Origin of the sequence: Enterococcus sp. DIV0358, assembly GCF_051713465.1 — a bacterium.
Lineage (GTDB): Bacteria > Bacillota > Bacilli > Lactobacillales > Enterococcaceae > Enterococcus > Enterococcus faecalis.
This window is the reverse complement of record NZ_JBIOPX010000001.1, coordinates 2,263,838-2,281,500: the sequence shown is the minus strand read 5'-3', so window position 1 is coordinate 2,281,500 and position 17,663 is coordinate 2,263,838. Positions and strand designations below refer to the sequence as shown.

Sequence of the window (17,663 nt, the reverse complement as noted above, 5' to 3'; positions counted from 1 at the left end):
GTTCTGAGCTTTTTTAATGAAATTATCAGAAATTATTGCTTTTTTTTCATGGAAACGAGCAAACTATTTTGTTATCTAATAAAAGTAGTCCATAATAGTAACATAGCGAATTATTCGCTAGATAAAGCATTTAGGAGGAATTATTTTATGCATACTTTATGGGTTTTAATCGTTGGTGCTGTTATCGGTGCTATCGCTGGCGCGCTTACAAGCAAAGGTCAATCAATGGGTTGGATTGCGAATATCGTTGCCGGTTTAGTTGGTTCATTTATCGGAGAAAAAATCTTAGGTAGCTGGGGTCCTCACGTAGCAGGTATGGCAATTGTGCCATCAATTATTGGGGCAGTAATTTTAGTTGCTGTGGTTTCATTCTTCTTCGGACGAAAAAATAGCTAATTAAGTAAATAATTGTTTAATTAGTTAAAGGCACCAAGTCTCACGAATTTCGTGAGACTTGGTGCCTTTTTTTATTTTCTCGTTAATTTTACGACAACTTCACAACGAGCGGTTTGTGGAAACATATCAACAGATTGTAAATAGTCTACTTGATATACTTTGGCTAATTGAACTAAATCACGTGCTAACGTGGATACATTACAAGAAATATACACCATTTTCTTAGGTGGTTGTTTCAAAAGGGCCGTTAATAATTTACGATCCAAACCAGTCCGTGGGGGATCAACTACAATGGCATCAGGTTTAAAGCCTTCTTTGAACCATTTAGGTAATAAGTCTTCAGCTGTTCCAACAGCATAATGTGTGTTCGTAACACCAAGTCGTTTTGCATTGAATCTAGCATCGTCAATTGCGGCGGGAATGGTATCCATACCACGAACTTGATGCGCTTGTTTCGCTAAACTTAAGCCAATGGTCCCGACGCCACAATAAGCATCAACAACAGTTTCATTTGGTTGTAAATCTAAGGCCTTGATTCCTTCATTATATAAAACTTCCGTTTGTTCTGGATTCAATTGGAAAAATGCTCGCGGCGATAAATCAAAGACAACGTCGTTAATGTGTTCTTCAATGCTTTCTTTGCCCCATAAGTGAAGGGTATCATCACCCATTACTAGAGAGGTTTTTTTATTTTGGACATTTTGCATAATAGAAACAACTTCTGGTAATTGTTCATTAATTGCGCGAACCATTTTTTCTTTTTGTGGAAATTTCTGCGATTGTGTAATGAACACTACTTGGACTTCGCCAGTTTGGATGCCCACTCGAACCATTAATGTTCGAAAGATACCACTATTTTTACGTTCATCATAAATTGGTAATTGAAAGTTATTCAATAAATCAACTAATGTATTCATCACCTTGGTTGTCGCAGGCTGTTGGACCAAACAGTTATCAATCGGTACTAATTGATGTGAATCAGCTTGATAGAGACCAGCTTCTACTTGGCCATCGATTTGGCGTAATTGGAATTGGGCTTTATTTCGATAATTCCAAGGATTCTCCATCCCAATTGTTTTTCGTAGTTCATAGTTTTGATAATTGGCTGGTTTAAATTTGTTAAGAGCCTGCTTTAATAAATCTTTTTTAAAGTCTAATTGTGCTTTGTAGGCTAAATGTTGTAGTTGGCAGCCGCCACATGTTTCATAGACAGGACAAGGAGGGACCACGCGATCTTTAGCAGCTTTTTTGACAGATTGAAGGGTTCCTTCAGCAAATTTGGGTGTAACATTTGTGATCGTGGCAGTTACTTCTTCTTTGGGTAGCGCCCCAGGAACGAAAATAATTAATTTTTTATAATAGCCGATACCTTCGCCATTAATTCCTAATCGTTTAATTTTTAAAGAAATTTGTTGGCCTTTTTTTACTAGTTGTTGGGTCATATTCTTTCATCCTTTAGTCATCTCACATTTTTCACTTCCTCCCATTTTAGCACATTTTTATTTATTTGGCTTCCAAGGATTCTATGGTATAGTAGAATATATGTTCTGATTTAGAGGGGCAGGAGAATAAGATGACAACAATCACACGAATTAGTAAAGATAAAGGTGAATTTTATCTACTTTGGCTATCTTCAGGCGAAAAACTGCGTGTCTCGGAAGATATTTTAGTACGGCAGCGTCTGCTAAAAGGCCAAGAGTTATCAGATACTTTAATAGAAGAAATAAAAAAAGCCAGTTCTTATGATGTCGGGTTACAAATGGCGATGAATTATTTAAGCTATCAATTACGTTCAAAGAAAGAGATTTTTACTTATTTAAAAGAGAAAGAAATTGAACCTGAAGATCGAGTAAAAATCGTTCAACGTTTAGAAGAGCTACGGTTGTTAGATGATGCAATTTTTAGTGAAAGTTACGTACGGACAGCTATGCGAACCAGTGATAAAGGACCACGAAATGTGGCACAACAATTAAAGCAAAAAGGCATTAGTGAAGAAGATATTCAGCATGGCTTGACCTTTTATACGTTAGATGAACAACTTAATGTTGCCACAGAAACTGCAGAAAAAGCCATGAAACGCTATCGAACTAAAAGTTTTAAAGATGCACTTCAGAAAACGCGTCTGCATCTGATGCAAAAGGGCTTTACAAATGAAATCATTGATCTAGCTTTGGAATCTTTAGCTTTTGAAAAGGACGAAGAACAAGAACAACAAGCGTTAGACAAGGAAGGCGAACGTTTATGGCGTGCCAATCAGCGATTTGATTTTTCTAAAAAAGTCCAAAAAGTCAAACAAAGCTTATTCCAAAAAGGGTTTGACTATGATTTGATTCAGCAATTTATTAGCGAAAAGGAAGTAGAACATGACGAATAAAGAGCCTTGGGAGGCGTGGAGTCCCGAAAAAGTTAGTTCATTCCAGGAAGATTTTTTAGCTTGGTATGAACGAGAAAAACGCAATTTACCTTGGCGAGCGAATACAGATGCATATCGTATTTGGATTTCTGAAATTATGCTACAACAAACTCGCGTAGATACAGTCATTGATTATTTTTATCGATTTATGGAATGGTTTCCGACGATTCAAGATTTAGCGGAAGCGCCAGATGATAAGTTGTTGAAAGCTTGGGAAGGGTTAGGCTACTATTCACGAGCACGTAATTTAAAAGTGGCAGCGCAACAGATTGTTTCAGAATTTGGTGGGAAAATGCCTGACACAATCGAAGATATTCGGAGTTTAAAAGGAATCGGCCCCTATACAGCTGGTGCGATTGGCAGTATTGCCTTTAATTTACCCGAACCAGCAATTGACGGTAACGTCATGCGGGTAGTGAGCCGTTTATTTGAAATTGATGCAGATATTGCGAAAGCGAGTAGTCGTAAAGTATTTGAAGCGGCGATGCTTAAAATCATCGATCGTGAGCGTCCAGGGGATTTTAATCAAGCCTTAATGGATCTGGGCTCAGCCGTCTGCACCCCAACTTCCCCTAAGTGTGAAAGCTGTCCGCTTCAGCAATATTGTGCGGCCTATCAGGCAGATAAAATGACCGCTTATCCAGTCAAATCAAAAAAAGTTAAGCCGAAAGATGTGTATTATGTCGGCACTATTATTGAAAATAAAAAGCAAGAATTTTTATTAGAACAACGACCTGAAACAGGTTTGTTAGCCAATATGTGGCTGTTTCCGATTGAAGAAATTAGCAAAAAACAATTTCAACAATTGCAAAAAATGGCGCAACCAGCAGAAACGGAAAAACAATTAACTTTAGAGTTAGAGCCTGTAACAGAGCCTTTGGTCGCTGAAGAACCTGTCAATGTTTTTGCTGACTATGAAACAGTTGTCTGGCAAAAACGTGCCTTAGGCGAAGTCGTTCATATTTTCAGTCATTTAAAATGGCATATCTTAGTCTTTTATGGCCGAAATACAGGCGAATTAGCCACACTAGAGTCGCAGCGATGGGTGGCAGTACAACAATTTTCAGAGTATGTTTTTCCAAAACCACAGCAAAAAATGGTGGAATTGTTCAAAAAAGAACACAAAAATAAATAACAAAAAAGAGAGGCTTTTAAACAAACAAGCCCCTCTTTTTTGTTTCCTCTAGGTTATACCCCTATATAAATTCTGCTATGTTTAGTTTTGAAGGGGACTGGTAAGATAGACTTGTCTCTTGTCTGCTTAGAGGAGTAGTAATGATGGTGGAGACTTTTCAAGAGAGAGGAAGTACAGCCAATGAGTAGGAAGCGAAAAATCAGCTTAATTAGTTTAGTCATCATTTTGTTTTTTGTCACAGTCGGCTCAGCATACTTTGCTGTAGCGGGTAGCTATTTAAAGAAAACGATTGATAAAGGCTATGTCCCCATAAAAAATGATTATACTGAAGCGCAAAATAAAGATAGTCAATCGTTTTTGGTCATGGGTCTAGACAATACAATTGAACGGAAATTAGGCACAACTAGGACTGATGCTATGATGGTGATTACCGTGAATAACAAGACGAAGAAAATAACCTATTTAAGTTTGCCACGGGATAGTTTTGTTCAAATTGATGCGAAAAATTACCAAGGGATGCAGCGAATTGAAGCCGCCTATACCTACGATGGACCAACAGCTTCTGTTAACACAGTTGAGAAATTATTGAATATTCCAATCAATCATTACGTTGTGTTTAACTTTTTATCTTTTATTAAGTTAATTGATGCAGTTGGCGGCATAGATGTCAATGTCAAGCAGGCGTTTGATGGTGTCACCAAAGACGGGCCAGGATCCATTCATTTTGATGCAGGGAAACAGCATTTAGATGGTACGAAAGCTTTATCTTATGCCCGTGAAAGACATAGCGATAACGATATTATGCGTGGATTCCGACAACAAGAAATTATTCAAGCAGTTGAAGACAAGTTGAAATCTGGTCAATCAATCATGAAAATAATGGACATTATTGATTCGTTAAATGGAAACATTCAAACTGATGTGGATTCCAATGAATTGACTCATTTAGTCAAAGAAGGTTTGACTTGGACCAATTATGATAAACAACAGCTTTCTTTTGACTGGCGCACTTTTAGTAATGAAGGGCGCAGTATGGTTGAACTATATCCAGATAGTATTGAAAATGTCCGTCATCAATTACGTGTGTCTTTAAATTTAGAAAAGCCAGATGAACGAGATCAAGACGGCTATGTCTTCCATACGAACGGTGAATTTTTATATCAAAGTGATTATACCGTTCAAGATGAAGCAGCTGAGGAAAACGAAATGACTTCCATCAACGGCAATACGTATATTGGTGTTCCTGGTAATACACAGACCGGCCCGTTGCCATCAGTTAAAACGGAAAATGGCTTTATAAAATAATTTATTTTCCAAGTGTAGAAAATCCGAACATAACAGATTAAATAATCCGCTTACTTATTATTCTTCTAAGGAAAAAACGAAGGATTTTAGCAAGGAAACAGCGTATCATTTGATATAAACCCAACATTCCCTTTATAATGAAAGTAACAAGCAAATTTTTGTTACTTAGAAGGGGAAGGGAGCAAGGAGTTATGTTTAGTTATACAGATACCATTTTGTCAATTATGCAAAGAATTGAAGTATACAACGAAATTTTCAAAGCCATCTCTAAAGAAGTTCAAGAATACGGTTGTAATCAGGCTGCACATCGGAGAGGCCGTGACACTTATATGTTTTGCCGAAATAATGTGAATCGTTTTTTTACAGAAGAAATGATGTTTCGTAAAAATTTAGAGCCGTATTATGATAAAGAAGCAACGAAAATCTTGCTAGAAGGATTAGATACGTATAAAGAAGGAGTATTTTTCTGGTTAGAGGCATTAAGTGAATCTTGCCAAGTGACAGATGAATTGAAATATCAATTAGGAATCCGCCAAAAAGAATCCTCTTATTTATTAATTAATCAAGCTTGTAAAGAAGCCTGTGAGGGCATTCAAAGCGCTCATAGTGTTCATAAGATGTAAAAAGTTAGGGATAGCTGTCAATCTGGCAGTTATCCCTAACTTTTTTATTTCAATATCATCTGATAAGCATAACGTTCGCCATCGTTAACATCTAAAATCACGTCACCTTGATAAACAAAGCCAGCTTTTTTAATCAGGTGCTGCATGGCGAGATTTTGTGGATGTGTATCGATTCGAATATCAGTAGCACCTTGCAAACGAGCGGCTGTAACCAGTGAGCGCAAAAGCACCAAGGCCAGTCCTTGACCTTGAAAGGAACTTTTTAGAGCAACACGATGAATTGCCGTATACGTAGCTTGAGAATGAGGTTGCCAAGAACCATTAAAAATCGCTTCATAAGCAGGATCAATCTCCGAACATAAAACACCAACGCCTGCCAAGGCATCATCAACCATTAAAATATAGCAAGTTTGCTGGTCGATATCTTTTGCTAAAATTTCTTGATTCGGGCCATCGCCGTTTTGCCATTGGGGAATGCCACTTTTTTGTAAGGTGCGGCGTCCATCTTCAATGATAGCAAGGATGTCAGGCAAATCAGAAGGTTCTGCTTTTCTTAAGTAAACAGTCAAAAAATATTCCCTCCTCTTAGAACCCTGTTGTTGTTTTCAATTGGTAAATTTTTGAAGGACGGCCAATGCCAACGGGACGTTCACCTAACTCTTCAAAATATTGTGTCATGGCTTTTTTAAAATTTGAATGGTCAATGCTGCGATAATCAACGCCGAGGAACTTCGCAAAAACTTTACGGGCTTCCGTAATGGTGAAATCTTTTCCTAAGACTTGAAGCACTTGCGGTTCATGTTCCATTTTATCAACAACACGATTAAACGCCTTAATTATAATTTCACTATGGTCGAAGGCTAATGTATCTTTACCAAGAGAGGCCGCTGTTTTCAAGTCTAAAGTAATTTCCACATCTTCATGAGATAACGTGATATGTTGACCATGCCGTTCAAGATTGAACCAGTGGACTTCTTTGGCATCGTCGCCAGCAATTAAAGGTTCTTCACCAATAAAGGCTAAATAGCTGACTGTCACGACCCAGCCACGAGGATCACGATCTGGGCGACTAAAGCTGTGTAATTGTTCAATATTTTCTTGAGAAATCACCACACCAGTTTCCTCTTTTGTTTCTCTTAAAACACTATCTTCAGTAGATTCGTTACGATTAACAAAACCGCCAGGAAGCGCCCATGAGTTTCTAAAGGGGTGACCTTTACGTTGAATCAGTAAGACTTTTAATTGATCAGCTTCCTTGTTGTAACAAAGAAGAACCATATCAACGGTTAAAGAGGGTTTTTCATATTCAGGTAATTCTTGTTGATGATACCAAGTTAGAAACTCTGCTAAGCTAGCTTGGCGTTCATAATAATTTTTTTCTTCGGCTTTAGAAGCAAATTGTGGCACAATTGCTCCTCCTTTCAAAAAGAAACATGGTTTTCTTTTATTGTATCATTAAGTGGCTGAAATACAATATTCAAGCGTAAAAAGAAAAGCAAGCCTGGGACAAAAATCACTTTGGATTTTTGTCCCAGGCTTGTACTATAAGAAGTTTGTTCTAAACGTTGTTTATTGTGTTAATTCTAATAATTTATTTTTCAAATCTTCTTCCATATGGCCAAGTTCGATTTCGGCAGCTTGGCGTTTTTCTTTTCCTTCTTGTTGAATACGTAATGTTTCTTGGATAGTTTCAATTAAATCATTTTGTGTTTTTTGTAATGTTTCAATATCGACTAGGCCACGTTCGTTTTCTTTTGCTGTTTCAATTGCAGAAATTTTTAGCATTTCTGAATTTTTCTTCAGTAAGTCATTGGTGGTTTCAGAGACTTGACGTTGAGCAGTCACAGCATCTTTTTGACGGAGTAAGGTCAAGGCGATGACTACTTGGTTTTTCCATAACGGAATCGCTGTATTCACCGATGATTGAATTTTCTCAGCCAAAGCTTGGTTAGTATTTTGGATTAAACGAATTTGTGGGGCTTGTTGAATCGTAATTTGACGAGCCAAGCGTAAATCATGGGTTCTTTTTTCTAAACGGTCTAGGAATTGGTTATAATCATTAACAATTTGGACATCCATTTGATCCCCAGATTCTTCCGCTTTTTTCATGGCTTCAGGGATAATTTGCGTCCGTAGTTCTTCTGCTTTTAATTCCCCAGCGGCAATATAGATGTTTAAGGCATCAAAATAATCTTTATTTTTTTGATACAATTGATCTAACATGGCATTATCTTTTAAAAGACCATCTTTTTCATGGGTTAATTTGACAGCGATTTTGTCAATTTGCGCACCAATTTTTTGATATTTGGCGGTAATTTCGTAAACGGATTGTTTGACTTTACCTAACATTTTTTGAATAAAGTTGCCTTCGCCAGCACGTAATTCATTGGGATTGGCTTCATTTAAACGAAACATTAAATCGGTCAGTGAATCACCAACAGGACCAATGTCTTGTGCTTGAACGTGGTTTAACATCGCTTGCGAAAATTCGCCAAGTTTGATTTGGGCATTTGAACCATAGGTAATTACTGCTTGTGAATCTTGAACGTCAATTTTTGAAGCTAACTCTTTTGCTTGGGCTTGACGTTCTTGTGGTAATTTATCAATTAAACGAGGAGCTGCTTGCTGTTCTTTTAACTCAGATAGTTCATTTTGTTGCGTTGGTGTTAGTTCATCCATTGATGAAAATGGATTACTTAATAAATCGTCCAATGTATTGGTTACAGATGTTGTTTCTTTGGGTTGTTGCTCAGTCATTTTTTTTCCTCCCTAATGATTATTGCTGGTCTTCGTTTACTTGAGGTGATTCCTCAGTTGCAGCTTTTTGCGACAAGCTGCTTTTAGCGATCGACATTTCGACATCTAAATCGTCTAAGTCATCGGAAACGATTTCCTCATAATCATTTTTAACTAATTTTGACAATTGGTCAATGATTTGTGCGCTTTCTTCTAATTTTTCATACGTTTGTTTGTTTTTTACTTCATGTTGTTCGATTTCTAAATGTTTACTTGTTAAGTCAACGATATTTGGTAAATGTGTATAGAGAAAGTGATTGGCTAAGTGTAACTTTTTAGGTTCTTTCACTAACTCTTTAAACAGAGCTTTAGAAACCTTCGTTGTATCATTACGTAAGTCAATCGCCCGTAATTTAGTTGAACGATTCATGTTTTCTTGTAATTGTATGATTTGTTTTTTGGCTGTGCTCATTGTACTTCTGAAAAAATCAATTTCTTGTGGAGATAACCCCAACTCACGATAATGGGCTTCTTTATCTTTTGTTAAGTAAGGCATTTGATCGCTCTTGTCGGCGGCATTTTTCTTTTTTCGATAGAGAACGAATACTAAAAAGCCTACCAGAATCACAAAAGCGAAGAAGCCATATTCTCTAGCGACAGCAATGATTAAGGCTCCTAAAAGAATATAGCCAATCAGTAATTTTGTATTTAATTTGTTCATTTATATAGTTCCTCCTATCTATCTAATCCTCGAAAGAGTCAGCTCTCGTTACAATAGTTATTTTAGCATACTCTGTGAGAGAAAAGACATACAGCGGAAGATGTATTTTATGATTTAGTGAAATCATAAGAAAAAAAGTATAAAACGCAAAAAAAGACCCGTCCTAATTGGGGGTAGGACGGGAAAGGAGTTAAAAATGAAAAAGTGTTTTGTTAGGGTTGTTTGTTGGTATGCTTAAATAATACAAGGAAGTTGTGAATTTTTTATGTCTATTTTTTTTCGAAAATGTAATTTTTTTCTAAAGCAATAAATTTTTTTCTTTGAAAAGGGTTTAACTAGAGAAGAAGGGGTGCGATTTTTATCATTTTAGGGTATGATAAACAAGAAAGGTTGGTGAAAGATATGTTAAATTATGAGGACTTCGAAGAAAAAACACTTCAACGTCGAGAAATTTTTAAAGGAAAGATTATTGATGTTTTTTTGGATGACGTGGCTTTACCGACAGGCGGCACTGCTAAACGCGAATTGGTTTTTCATTCAGGCGCAGTAGCTATGATTCCGTTAACCGCAGAAGGAAAAATCGTCTTAGTTAAACAATTTAGAAAACCCTTGGAACAAGTAATTTTAGAAATTCCGGCGGGAAAAATTGATCCTGGAGAAGAAAATCAACTGGAAAAGACGGCTATGCGGGAATTGGAAGAAGAAACTGGGTATCGTGCAGGTCAACTTACCTACATAAATTCAATGTATCTGTCACCAGGATTTGCTAATGAAAAATTGGCTCTCTATTTGGCAACGGATTTGCAGAAAGTCGAAAATCCGCGTCCTCAAGATGAAGATGAAATCTTGGAAATTTACGAGCTAACAATAGCTGAAGCCAAAGCAGAAGTGGCAAAGGGCACGATTTGTGATGCAAAAACACTTTTTGCTATACAATACTGGGAATTGTATTTACTGCAGAGACAGTTTAAGGAGGACACGCAATGAGCAAAGGTCCGTTAGTCACTCGGACAGAACTTCGCAAACGCAGAGAAGCAGAAGAAAAAGAAGTAGAACGTCGTCAGCAGGAAGAACAGAAGCTGGCGGAAAAAGCGTATAAGCGAAAAGAAAAAGAAATTTCGACGTTTTATCGTAAAGAAAAGAAAAAACAAAAACCGATCAACAAGTCACGAGTAGGAGAATACTCGAAACGTCGAGAACGGAGTACTTGGTTAAACAAGGCAATTATTATTGTAGCGATTTTATTAGCCGTTGTGGCGTATATCGTTTTGAATTTATAGAAAAGAGGAATCACTATGAAAATTGGAATTATTGGAGCAATGGATCAAGAGGTCAAAATTCTAAAAGAAAAATTGACAGACACGATGTCATGGGAACGAGCAGGCGCTTTATTTGTTTCTGGTTCGTTAGGAAGACATGAGGTGATTGTGGTTCGTTCAGGAATTGGTAAAGTGGCCTCAGCTGTGACCACGACTTTATTGATTCATCAATATGGCGTAAATATGGTGATTAATACAGGTTCTGCTGGTGGTATCGGTGAAGGACTAAAAGTCGGCGATTTAGTCATTGCAGACAAATTAGCTTACTTTGATGTTGATGTCACTGGTTTTGGTTATGCCTATGGACAATTGCCTGGTGGTGTGCCTTTGTATTTTGAAACAAGTGAATACTTGCGGATGGAAATTGCGAAAGCTGCTGAAAAAACTGGGCTAGCTATTCGTAAAGGATTGATTGTTACTGGAGATACTTTTGTGGATAGCGCTGAGAAAATCGCCAAAATTAAGAAAGAGTTTCCTGAAGCCTTAGCTTGTGAAATGGAAGGCGCAGCAATTGGCCAAGCGGCTTCACAGTTCAATATTCCATTCTTAGTTGTACGGGCAATGAGTGATACAGCAGATGGCGAAGCAACTCAAAGCTTTGACGAATTCATCGATGAAGCTGGGAAAAAATCAGCCGAAATGGTTATTCATTTTGTCGAAAACTTAGTTTAAAAAGAGAAAGAAACAGCCATCATTTCATCAATGAAATGATGGCTGTTTCTTTCTGATTTATTGTCATTTAATGGAAGGTTTTTAAATACTGTTCTTTTTGTTTGCGCGTTAATTTTTTAAAGGCGGCTTCGGCTTTGGTGGCCGCGCTACGTGTTTCAAATTTCTCTGTATGAATCATTTTGACTGGCCGTCGTTTGGCTAATCGAGTATATTTTGCACCAGTTCCGCTATTATGTTCGGTTAATCGACGTTCTGGCTCAGTTGTATAGCCACCGTAAAAGGAACCATCTTGGCAAAGTAAAACATAAAAATAATGGGATTTCTTATTCTCCATACAGCATAGCCTTCATTTCTGCTTCGTATTCGTTCTTTTCATTGTATGTAAAAAGAGGTGGTAACACACGAAAACCGTCTTTTTTGCCTTGTTTAATGCCTTCAATTAGTAAAACATTGGCTTCTTTGCCTGGCTTCGGATAAACAAACCGAGCTTTTTTCGGCGCAATATTGGCGTTTTCCATGGCATGTAAAATATCCAGGAAACGATCAGGACGATGAACCATTGCGAGGCGACCATTTGTTTTTAATAAATCCGCCGACACAGTGACCACTTCTTGAAGAGACGTGTGAATTTCATGACGGGCAATCGCTAAGTGCGGGTTTGGATTTTTTTGGCTAGTTGGTCGTTCTTTAAAGTATGGGGGATTACATAGTACTAAATCCACAGAATCTTTTTTGATGACTTCTGTCGCTTGTTTTAAATCACGTTCATACATCGTTACTTGTTTTTCCAATTTATTTAATAGAATACTTCGTTGACCCATATCTGCCAAACGAGGTTGTAATTCGATTTGGTCGATCTTTGCAGCTGTTTTCCGACTAACGAAGAGGCCGACCGCGCCATTGCCAGCACACAAATCGACAATCTTGCCTTTTTTTGGTAGTTGCGGAAAATTAGCCAATAAGACTGCATCAATGGAAAAAGAAAAGACTTCTTTGCTTTGAATAATTTGAATATCATCCGCATATAATTGATCAATCCGTTCGCCGGATAATAACATAGATTAAGAACCTCCAACTTTTCATCTGATTGTTCATGTATTATACTACTTTTAAACCCGTATGACAAAATCTGTTCCCTAGATTAGTAGGGACATGTTATTTCTCTGATTGATAGACGTAAAAAAAGCTTGTCAAAAGGTAGAGCTTTCGGCATACTAGAAAGCGGAGAGAAGAAAGGAAGAAAATTATGTTTTTTACATTTATGCGTGGCGTGGTTCGCGTCATTTTATTTGTGATTAATGGAAATGCACATTATGAAAATAAAGAAAAATTACCAAAAGACCAAAACTATGTCTTAGTTGCGCCGCATCGAACATGGTGGGAACCGCTGTATTTAGCTGTTGCTGGCAGTCCTAAGAAGTTTAGCTTTATGGCAAAAAAAGAGTTGTTTAAAAATCCTGTTTTACGTTTCATTTTAAAACATGCGAATGCGTTTCCGGTGGATCGTGAGAAGCCCGGTCCCAGCGCGATTAAAACACCTGTCAAAATTTTAAAAAATTCTGATTTAAGTTTGATTATGTTCCCTAGTGGCACGCGTCATTCCTCAGAATTAAAAGGTGGGGTAGCCTTGATTGCTAAAATGGGGCGAGTACCTATCGTGCCATCTGTTTATCAAGGTCCGTTAACTTTAAAAGAGTTGTTTAAACGTAAAAAAGTAACGGTTCGTTTTGGGGAGCCAATCGATATTAGCGATATTAAAAAAATGGATAAAGACGGTTTAGCTGAAGTGGAACGTCGGATGCAAGAAGCATTTGATCAGTTAGATAAAGAAATTGATCCAACTTTTAAATATGAATCAACAGAAAAAGAATAAAACAAACCGCTACAAAATAGGAATGTTACTGGCAGGTAGTCTCATCAAAAGATGATGCTCCCTGTCTTTTTTCTTGTGTTAAGAAAAAAGTTTGTTAAAAATCTAATTCTTCTGTCCGATTTTCTTAAAAAATACCAGAAATTTGTTATAATAATAAGAAGGACTTTTTTAGGCGGTGAAAAAATGAAATTTTTACATACAGCAGATTGGCATATTGGCAAAAAATTACATGGTTTTGATTTATTGGCAGAACAAAAGGAAGCCTTTAAACAAATCTTAGCAATTGCGAAAGAAGAGCAAGTGGATGCTGTTGTGATCGCTGGAGATTTGTATGATCGCTCTGTTCCAGCGGTTGAAGCAGTCGAGATTTTTAATGAAATGATGATTCAAATGAATCTCAAAGAGCATTTACCCGTGTTAGCTATTTCGGGAAACCATGATAGCAGCACTCGTTTAGAAACAGGAGGCCCTTGGTTTAACCAAACGCAATTTCATTTGAATACGCGTTTAGAACAAGCCTTTCAACCAATTGAAATCGACAATACCCAATTTTATTTGTTGCCTTATTTTGAACCGATTGCGGCTCGCTTATATTTTGAAGATGAAACGATTCGAACGATTCAGGCGGCGATGGAAAAAGTTGTCGCGAAAATGCAGGAATCTTTTCTTCCCAACAAAAAACAGGTGTTAGTTAGTCATTTTTTTGTCGCTGGCAGTGAAAAAACTGATTCTGAAACAAAATTAACAGTGGGTGGTTTGGATGTTGTACCGACGGCTTTGTTAGAGCCTTTTGATTATGTCGCGTTGGGCCACTTACATGGAAAAAATGCGTTGCAGGCACCTAATGCTCGATACAGTGGCTCGCCTGTAAAATTTTCTTTATCAGAAATGACACAAGAAAAGGGTGTTTGGCTTGTTGAAACAGAAGCTGAAGTTCATTTTAAATTCCGTACTTTGAAACCATTGCGAGACATTCAACAATTGACGGGCTCGTTTCAGCAGTTAACGGATCCCGCTTTTTATCAAGAAGTGAATCGGGAAAATTATTTACATGTCCAATTAACCGACCGAGCGATCATTCCCAACATGATGAATCAATTGCGAAAAATTTACCCCAAAATTATTGGGTTGGAACGTTTGAATGGTCGAGAAACAAGCAACGGAAATCAGAAAAAAGTGGTACAAATAGAACAACGTTCACCAGAAGAACATCTGCATGACTTTTTTAACGATGTGACAGGAGAGGCCTTGACAGAACAACAAGCACAATGGGTCCAAGAAGAACTGAGTACACTTAATCAATTAGAAAGAGGGAAGTAACAGGATGAAACCATTATCTTTAACATTGAAAAACTTCGGACCGTATATTAATGAAACCATTGATTTTACGAAGTTTGAAGATTCTTCACTTTTTCTAATTAGTGGAAAAACAGGGTCTGGGAAAACAACGATTTTTGATGGAATGAGCTATGCTTTGTTTGGTGAAAGTTCTGGGAAATTACGTTTAGGCAAAGAAATGCGTTCCACATTTGCTGACCCCTCAGAAGCCACTGAAGTTACTTTGCTTTTTAAACATAACGAGTATCTCTATGAACTGAACCGCCTTCCCGAACAAGAACTTTTTAAAAAACGTGGCACAGGAGTCCGTAAACAAAGTGCCAAAATTTCTTTAATTGTCAAAGATGCTCAAGGGAAAGAACTACGAGCCTATTCTAAAAGACGCGAAGTGGACGAACTCATTCAAGAATTATTGCATTTGAATGCCAATCAATTTGCTCAAATTGTATTGTTACCACAAGGAGAATTTCGGACTTTTTTAATTGCTAAAAGTGATGAAAAAGAAAAGGTTTTGCGTAATTTATTCGGAACAGAATTGTATCAGTTGTTCAGCGAAAATTTAAAAGAACGCTTAAAAATTGCCAATCAAGAGATTCAAGAAACCCAGCAAAAAATTGAACTGAAAACAGAACAGTTGCATTGGTCAGAAGAACCTGAACCGACAATGACACTTTTTGAAAAACTTCAATTATTAGAAAGCCAACAACAAGAGGCTCAGCAACAACTATTAGTTGAAAGAGAACAAATTGCAACCTTAAAACAAGCCAAACAAGCAAAAGAGCAAGTTCGTTATGCCATTGAAGAACGGCAAAACTTGCAACAGCAAAAAGAAGAATTACTGGAAAAGAAAGCAAAACAAGCTGAACAGGAAACCGTCATTGAGCGGCTAAAGGAACAGATTCAGCAATTAAAATGGAGCCAAAAACAGCAATCTTTAGCTGAAAAAGTCTTTGAAAAACGAAGCGAAAAACAACAAAAAGAGCAAGAAACAAAGTCCAAACAACAAGCTCTTATGGAAACGCAACAAGCATTGACAGATTGGCAAGCAATCATGAGTGAGTTGGAAGAACAACAACCATTGATTGCTGAAAAACAAGAACGTCTTCAAACGATTCAACGTCAATTACCACAATACCAAGAATATGAACAGTTAGCCCAACAACAAATAGCAGAACAAGCCAATTATCAAGCCATTCAAAAAGAGTATGAATCTTGCCAACAGGAAAAAATAACATTAGCGGATAAAGTGGCGACAGCCAAACAATTTATTGAACAAGAAGGAACACTTGAAAAAGCAAATTTTGAATGTTCTAGTGTAGCAGATCATTGGCAAAATTTTGTAGAACGTTGGCAAAAAAATCAAAAAGCTTGGCAAAAAATTAGTCAAAACCAAGTGGAATTGCACGAGTTGACACAACGGTTTGCTGTTGAACAGCAACAAAAAAGCGCCGAAGAAGCGAAGTTGCAGACAAAGAAAAGTCAATGGGCCTCTTTACAAATCCAACGATTAAGCTTGTTACTTGAAGAGGGGGAACCTTGCCCAGTTTGTGGCTCTTTAGAACATCCAAAGCAACAAACTCATCAAGAAGTTTCCTTAGAAGAGATTGATCAAGCGGAACGGGAATTAACGGAAGTTGAAAAAACGGTTCAACGATTTACTGAAACGCTCTCTGCATTAGGGGCGGAAAAGCAACAGAAAGAAAGCCAATTACAAGAACAGGAAGCTGCGTATACTGAGGAACAAGAACAATTAGCAGCGCAGTTTGCTGACTTGCAGTTGCCGTTAACAGGACTAACTTTTTCACAAGTAACACCTGCAGAAATTGCGGAAGTTGAGTCGCAATTAGCTAAAGAAAAACAACGAATAGCACAAAAACTAACGGAAATTTCAGTCGAAAAGGACCATCTAGCGGAACTAGAAGAACAAGTAGCTGAAAATTCCCAACGCTTTGAAGTGCTCCGACAACAAGTAGAAACAATGCAACAAAGTCTGGAAAGAATCACTATCCAGCAGCAAATGATTGCTAGCCAATTATTGGATGCAACCGTCACATATGAAGAAATGACCAAACAACAAGCTTTGCTTCAAGAAGAACTCTCTGCATTTGAACGTCAAAAAGAAAACGTGACGACACAAGGAGAAACCTTGAAGAAAGAAGAAATGATCCTTGAAAGTACGTTGACGCATTTGGAGAAAGAACAACAAACACTTCAACAAACAGTCACGCAACTTGAGAGTCAGTTAAAGGCAGTTTTAACGGAACAAGGAGTGACAGAGGACCAATTGACGGAGTGGTTGAAAGAGGTACCGACACTAGAAAGTCAGCAAGAACAAATTTCTTTATTTGAACAAGAGCAAACCCAACTGACTATCCAACTCGCTGAAATTGAGAAAAAATTATCTAGTGATACGTTCCCAGAATTATCTTTAATCACCACAGAAATTGAACAAATAACACAACAAATTGAAGAACAAGAAAAAAAATACTATCAACTGCATGAAAAAATGCTGAACAACCAACAGTTGGTTCAAGAAATTAATGCGCAAAGAACAACAATTGAAGACAAGTTTGAGGAAGTTGCTGCACTACAACAGTTGGCAGATACGGTGAATGGCAATAATTCTAAAAAAATTAGTTTTGAACGGTATATGTTACAAACGTATTTAGAAAGAGTGCTGACAGTCGCTAATCAGCGTTTAGACCGCCTGACCAATAGTCGTTATCAATTTGAATTGAATCACGAAGCAGGCAGTTATCGGAATCAAACGGGGCTAGAAATCAATATTTATGATGACAATTCAGGGACGGTGCGCAGCGCTCACACGTTATCAGGCGGGGAAAGTTTTATAGCAGCGTTAGCTTTGGCACTTTCTTTAGCAGAAGTGATTCAAGAACAAGCAGGCGGAGTCTTAATTGATGCGTTGTTTATTGATGAAGGCTTTGGTTCCTTAGATGAAGAAGCATTGGAAATGGCAATGGAGGCGTTAGAAACGATTGAAAATGAAGGCCGCATGATTGGGATTATTAGTCATATTGGCGAATTAAAAGCACGAATTCCACAACAATTACAAATAAAAAGCAATGGAAATGGTCAAAGTACCGTTCACTATCAGCTAGCTTAGTAGAAGAG

General features: G+C 37.5%; 18 protein-coding genes. 11 read left to right on the top strand and 7 right to left on the bottom strand.

Annotated elements, in window-relative coordinates; translation table 11 throughout:
• Positions 1–147: 147 nt before the first annotated feature.
• Positions 148–396 carry a GlsB/YeaQ/YmgE family stress response membrane protein gene (locus IGK70_RS11005; protein WP_002356434.1) on the top strand — a complete coding sequence of 83 codons (249 nt, stop codon included), beginning with the start codon at positions 148–150 and terminating at the stop codon, positions 394–396.
• A gap of 71 nt (positions 397–467) precedes the next feature.
• On the opposite strand, the gene rlmD is transcribed toward IGK70_RS11005, so the two are convergent.
• Positions 468–1,838, bottom strand: a complete 1,371-nt coding sequence (rlmD, locus tag IGK70_RS11000) for a 23S rRNA (uracil(1939)-C(5))-methyltransferase RlmD (protein ID WP_002356436.1) — start codon at positions 1,836–1,838, stop codon at positions 468–470.
• 131 nt (positions 1,839–1,969) lie between these two features.
• Here rlmD and recX point away from each other — a divergent pair, with 131 nt between their 5' ends.
• From recX to IGK70_RS10980, 4 genes are all read left to right on the top strand, one after another.
• Entirely contained in the window at positions 1,970–2,770 is an 801-nt protein-coding gene (gene recX, locus IGK70_RS10995) for a recombination regulator RecX (protein ID WP_438775254.1), read from the top strand.
• Entirely contained in the window at positions 2,760–3,944 is a 1,185-nt protein-coding gene (mutY, locus tag IGK70_RS10990; RefSeq protein WP_104855881.1) for an A/G-specific adenine glycosylase, read from the top strand. Before recX ends, mutY begins: the two co-directional genes overlap by 11 nt.
• A gap of 180 nt (positions 3,945–4,124) precedes the next feature.
• Positions 4,125–5,249, top strand: coding sequence for an LCP family protein (locus IGK70_RS10985; RefSeq protein WP_002368824.1), 1,125 nt, complete (start codon positions 4,125–4,127; stop codon positions 5,247–5,249).
• Between the two features lie 137 nt (positions 5,250–5,386).
• Positions 5,387–5,872: a hypothetical protein gene (locus tag IGK70_RS10980; protein WP_002356444.1), complete on the top strand. Its 486-nt coding sequence runs from the start codon at positions 5,387–5,389 to the stop codon at positions 5,870–5,872.
• A 44-nt stretch (positions 5,873–5,916) separates the two neighbouring features.
• Here IGK70_RS10980 and IGK70_RS10975 read toward each other — a convergent pair whose 3' ends face one another.
• From IGK70_RS10975 to IGK70_RS10960, 4 genes are all read right to left on the bottom strand, one after another.
• Positions 5,917–6,441: a GNAT family N-acetyltransferase gene (locus IGK70_RS10975; protein ID WP_002381427.1), complete on the bottom strand. Its 525-nt coding sequence runs from the start codon at positions 6,439–6,441 to the stop codon at positions 5,917–5,919.
• A 16-nt stretch (positions 6,442–6,457) separates the two neighbouring features.
• Positions 6,458–7,297, bottom strand: a complete 840-nt coding sequence (locus IGK70_RS10970; protein ID WP_002384084.1) for an NUDIX domain-containing protein — start codon at positions 7,295–7,297, stop codon at positions 6,458–6,460.
• Positions 7,298–7,441: 144 nt separating this feature from the next.
• Positions 7,442–8,629 (bottom strand): toxic anion resistance protein, encoded by a 1,188-nt coding sequence (locus IGK70_RS10965; RefSeq protein ID WP_002356447.1) that lies wholly within the window; start codon positions 8,627–8,629, stop codon positions 7,442–7,444.
• Positions 8,630–8,648: 19 nt separating this feature from the next.
• Positions 8,649–9,329 carry a 5-bromo-4-chloroindolyl phosphate hydrolysis family protein gene (locus tag IGK70_RS10960; protein WP_002356448.1) on the bottom strand — a complete coding sequence of 227 codons (681 nt, stop codon included), beginning with the start codon at positions 9,327–9,329 and terminating at the stop codon, positions 8,649–8,651.
• Positions 9,330–9,731: 402 nt separating this feature from the next.
• Here IGK70_RS10960 and IGK70_RS10955 point away from each other — a divergent pair, with 402 nt between their 5' ends.
• The 3 genes from IGK70_RS10955 to IGK70_RS10945 are packed head-to-tail and all read left to right on the top strand — an operon-like array spanning position 9,732 to position 11,320.
• Positions 9,732–10,316 carry an NUDIX domain-containing protein gene (locus IGK70_RS10955; protein WP_162783027.1) on the top strand — a complete coding sequence of 195 codons (585 nt, stop codon included), beginning with the start codon at positions 9,732–9,734 and terminating at the stop codon, positions 10,314–10,316.
• Complete coding sequence (gene macP, locus IGK70_RS10950; RefSeq protein ID WP_078131053.1) at positions 10,313–10,609, top strand: cell wall synthase accessory phosphoprotein MacP; 297 nt, start codon at positions 10,313–10,315, stop codon at positions 10,607–10,609. The genes IGK70_RS10955 and macP overlap by 4 nt, the downstream gene beginning before the upstream one ends.
• 15 nt (positions 10,610–10,624) lie before the next feature.
• Positions 10,625–11,320 (top strand): 5'-methylthioadenosine/adenosylhomocysteine nucleosidase, encoded by a 696-nt coding sequence (locus IGK70_RS10945; RefSeq protein WP_002356454.1) that lies wholly within the window; start codon positions 10,625–10,627, stop codon positions 11,318–11,320.
• Positions 11,321–11,387: 67 nt separating this feature from the next.
• Here IGK70_RS10945 and IGK70_RS10940 read toward each other — a convergent pair whose 3' ends face one another.
• Both IGK70_RS10940 and IGK70_RS10935 read right to left on the bottom strand, forming a co-directional pair.
• Entirely contained in the window at positions 11,388–11,654 is a 267-nt protein-coding gene (locus IGK70_RS10940) for a GIY-YIG nuclease family protein (protein ID WP_002356455.1), read from the bottom strand.
• Positions 11,644–12,378 (bottom strand): tRNA1(Val) (adenine(37)-N6)-methyltransferase, encoded by a 735-nt coding sequence (locus IGK70_RS10935; RefSeq protein WP_002356457.1) that lies wholly within the window; start codon positions 12,376–12,378, stop codon positions 11,644–11,646. The genes IGK70_RS10940 and IGK70_RS10935 overlap by 11 nt, the downstream gene beginning before the upstream one ends.
• A 188-nt stretch (positions 12,379–12,566) precedes the next feature.
• On the opposite strand from IGK70_RS10935, the gene IGK70_RS10930 reads away from it, so the two are divergent.
• From IGK70_RS10930 to IGK70_RS10920, 3 genes are read left to right on the top strand one after another with little or no spacing between them, the layout of a single operon-like run.
• A complete protein-coding gene (locus IGK70_RS10930; protein ID WP_002356461.1) occupies positions 12,567–13,193 on the top strand; it encodes a lysophospholipid acyltransferase family protein in 627 nt (208 codons plus the stop codon).
• Positions 13,194–13,244: 51 nt separating this feature from the next.
• A complete protein-coding gene (locus IGK70_RS10925) occupies positions 13,245–14,513 on the top strand; it encodes an exonuclease SbcCD subunit D (protein ID WP_173961587.1) in 1,269 nt (422 codons plus the stop codon).
• A gap of 4 nt (positions 14,514–14,517) precedes the next feature.
• A complete protein-coding gene (locus IGK70_RS10920; RefSeq protein WP_104855759.1) occupies positions 14,518–17,655 on the top strand; it encodes an SbcC/MukB-like Walker B domain-containing protein in 3,138 nt (1,045 codons plus the stop codon).
• Positions 17,656–17,663: the final 8 nt, after the last annotated feature.